Genomic DNA, 2,889 nt, shown 5'->3' with positions numbered 1-2,889 from the left:
GTCGTAGAAGAACCATTCGAGATCGTTCCACATGCGGCTGTCGCGCTTGTGATTGGCGGCGTCCATCAGGAAGCGCAGCGGCACCTCGAAGGCGGCATCGACTTCGTCGGCGTTCAAAGCCAATTGGAAACCCGGCCGCACGATGCCGAGCACCGGCGCGATGCGGTAGCCGCTGCCGGCAACGTAATCCGGCATGCGGCCGATGATTTCGATACGATCCTGGCCAAGGCCGATCTCCTCGAAGGTCTCGCGCAGCGCCGCCGCCTCCGGGCTCGCGTCGGTCGCATCGATCGTGCCGCCCGGGAAAGCCACTTGCCCGGAATGATTGCGCAGTCTCTCGGCCCGTTTGGTCAGGAGAACCGTCGCCTCGCCGTCATGGTCGACCACCGGGATCAGCACCGCCGCATTGCGCAGCGGCTTGCCCGGGTTGAGGCGTGGGTGGCCGGGATTGAAGCGGTGATCGCCATAGTCGTCGCCGGCATGCGCGTCCGGCTGCGCGGCGAAGCGCGCGCGAAAATCCGCCGATGAGAACGGCGCCGGCGATATCTGGTCCATCACGCGCTCAACCGCTTCAACTGATCCGCAGGCATGATCGGAAACACGGCATTCTTCGAGCGCACCGAAAACATCGTCCGGCCGTCGATCTCGATCTCCTCGCCATGCCCCACCAACTCATACATGACCGGCCGCGCCACCAGCGCCTCCAGCCTGCCGCGCACCAGCAGATATGGCTTCAAACCGCCGGTCTCGTTCTCGTCGACGAAGCGCAGCGGCCGCTCCGGCCCGGCCTCGACCACGTCGCCGACATTGGTGCGGAAGGTGATGACCTGATCCTCGCCTTCGCCCGAAACATCCATCTCGACGGCGATGAACGGCGCATCGGCGACGCGGATGCCGACCTTTTCCACCGGCGTCACCAGATAGGTCCTGCCGTCGGCGTCCTTGCGCAGCACGGACGAGAAAAGTTGCACCAGCGGCATGCGGCCGATCGGCGTGCCCAGGTAGAACCAGGTGCCGTCGGCCTTGATCTCCATGTCGAGATCGCCGCAAAAGTCGGGATTCCAGCGCTCGACCGGCGCCGCGCCCTTGCCGGCACGGGCCGCGCGCGAGATCAGCGCCTCGAGGCCTCGGGCCTCGGTGGCCTGCGTAAGGCTTTGTTGGCGATGTTCGTGGTGTTCGCTCATCGTCACGAAATAGTCACTGTTGTTCCGCTTGTCAGCCTAAGTCTGTGATTTAAGTTCCAGCATAGGCGCTCCGCGAGGCCGAATCGCGGCAACCTATGGTATGGTGCGGGCCAGTATTTCCAAACCATGGCATTTCCAACCAAAGGGATCGATGCGGCATGAGCGTGATGGTCAAGGAAAGCCCGATTAGCGAAACGGACATGGTCGCCGAGGCCGAGAAGGCGCTTGCAGACATCTCCAGGATCCGCGACGGGGTTGGCCGGGTGATCTTCGGCCAGGAGCACGTCGTCGAGCGCACCCTGGTGGCGCTGCTTGCCGGCGGCCACGCGCTGCTGGTCGGCGTGCCGGGCCTGGCCAAGACCAAGCTGGTCGAGACGCTGGGCATCGTGCTCGGGCTCGATTCACGCCGCATCCAGTTCACGCCCGACCTGATGCCGTCCGACATCCTCGGTTCCGAGGTCATGGAGCAGGACGAGACCGGCAAGCGCTCGTTCCGCTTCATCTCCGGCCCGATTTTCGCCCAGCTGCTGATGGCCGACGAGATCAACCGCGCCTCGCCGCGCACGCAATCGGCGCTGCTGCAGGCGATGCAGGAATATCACGTCACCATCGCCGGCGCGCGCTACGATCTGCCCTCGCCCTTCCATGTGCTGGCGACGCAGAACCCGCTGGAGCAGGAAGGCACCTACCCGTTGCCCGAAGCCCAGCTCGATCGCTTCCTGATGCAGGTCGACATCCTCTATCCAGAAATCGAGGCCGAGCGCCGCATCCTTCTGGAAACCACCGGCGTCGAGGACGCCAAGGCCACCAACGTGCTGCAGCCGGCGCGGCTGAAGGAGATCCAGACACTGATCCGCCGCATGCCGGTGCCCGAAAGCGTGGTCGAGGCGATCCTCACCCTGGTGCGCTCGGCGCGTCCCGGCCAAGGCAATGCCGACACCGACAAGCATGTCGCCTGGGGCCCAGGCCCGCGCGCCAGCCAGGCGCTGATGCTGTGCACCAGGGCCCGCGCGCTCTACGACGGACGGCTGGCACCCTCGGTCGACGATGTCAGGGCGCTGGCCGAGCCGGTGCTGCAGCACCGCATGGCGCTGACCTTCGCCGCCCGTGCCGAAGGCACCAGCGTACGCGATGTGGTGGCGAAACTCGTGAAAGGTATTTGATGGCGCGTATCGGCGAGGTCCAGGCTCCGGCAGCGACGCGCGACGCGCTCGCCCGCGGCCGGTTGCGGGCTTCGCTCGTGCCTGACCTGCTGGTCGAGGCGCGCCGCATCGTCAACACCGTGATCGCCGGCTGGCATGGCCGCCGCAAGCGCGGCATCGGCGAGAATTTCTGGCAGTTCCGGCCCTACGTCGAAGGCGATTCCTCGCGCATCGACTGGCGCCGCTCGGCCCGCGACGACCACACCTATGTGCGCGACCGTGAATGGGAAGCCGCCCACACGGTCTGGCTGTGGGCCGATCCCTCGCCGTCCATGCTCTACAAGTCGACCGGCGCCGGCGTTTCCAAGCAATCGCGCGCGCTGGTGCTGACGCTGGCCATGGCCGAGCTTCTGTCGCGCAGCGGCGAGCGCATCGCCTGGCCAGATCTGACCGATCCGTTCACCGCCCGCAACGGCGCCGAACGCATCGCGGCCCAGCTCATGCATGCCGGCGAGCTGCCGGCAAAACCCGATCTCTCCGACATCAGGCGCTTCTGCGACATC

4 protein-coding genes are annotated in these 2,889 nt (G+C 66.1%); 2 read left to right on the top strand and 2 right to left on the bottom strand.

Features of this window, described 5'->3' with window-relative positions:
• Both EOA36_RS32510 and EOA36_RS32505 read right to left on the bottom strand, forming a co-directional pair.
• Positions 1-555: CoA pyrophosphatase (locus EOA36_RS32510; protein WP_145969432.1), on the bottom strand; the 555-nt coding region annotated here is incomplete at its 3' end.
• A complete protein-coding gene (locus EOA36_RS32505; RefSeq protein ID WP_127280907.1) occupies positions 555-1,184 on the bottom strand; it encodes a DUF1285 domain-containing protein in 630 nt (209 codons plus the stop codon). The genes EOA36_RS32510 and EOA36_RS32505, both read right to left, overlap by 1 nt.
• 158 nt (positions 1,185-1,342) lie before the next feature.
• Here EOA36_RS32505 and EOA36_RS32500 point away from each other — a divergent pair, with 158 nt between their 5' ends.
• The gene (locus EOA36_RS32500; RefSeq protein WP_127280906.1) at positions 1,343-2,347 is read left to right on the top strand and encodes a MoxR family ATPase; all 1,005 of its coding nucleotides are present in this window, start codon (positions 1,343-1,345) and stop codon (positions 2,345-2,347) included.
• A partial coding sequence (locus EOA36_RS32495) for a DUF58 domain-containing protein (RefSeq protein WP_145969431.1) occupies positions 2,347-2,889 on the top strand: 543 nt, incomplete at its 3' end. The genes EOA36_RS32500 and EOA36_RS32495, both read left to right, overlap by 1 nt.

Origin of the sequence: Mesorhizobium sp. M8A.F.Ca.ET.021.01.1.1 (genome assembly GCF_003998025.1) — a bacterium.
Taxonomy (GTDB): domain Bacteria; phylum Pseudomonadota; class Alphaproteobacteria; order Rhizobiales; family Rhizobiaceae; genus Mesorhizobium.
Note: the sequence above shows the minus strand (reverse complement) of the source record. Positions and strands in the feature narration are given on the sequence as shown.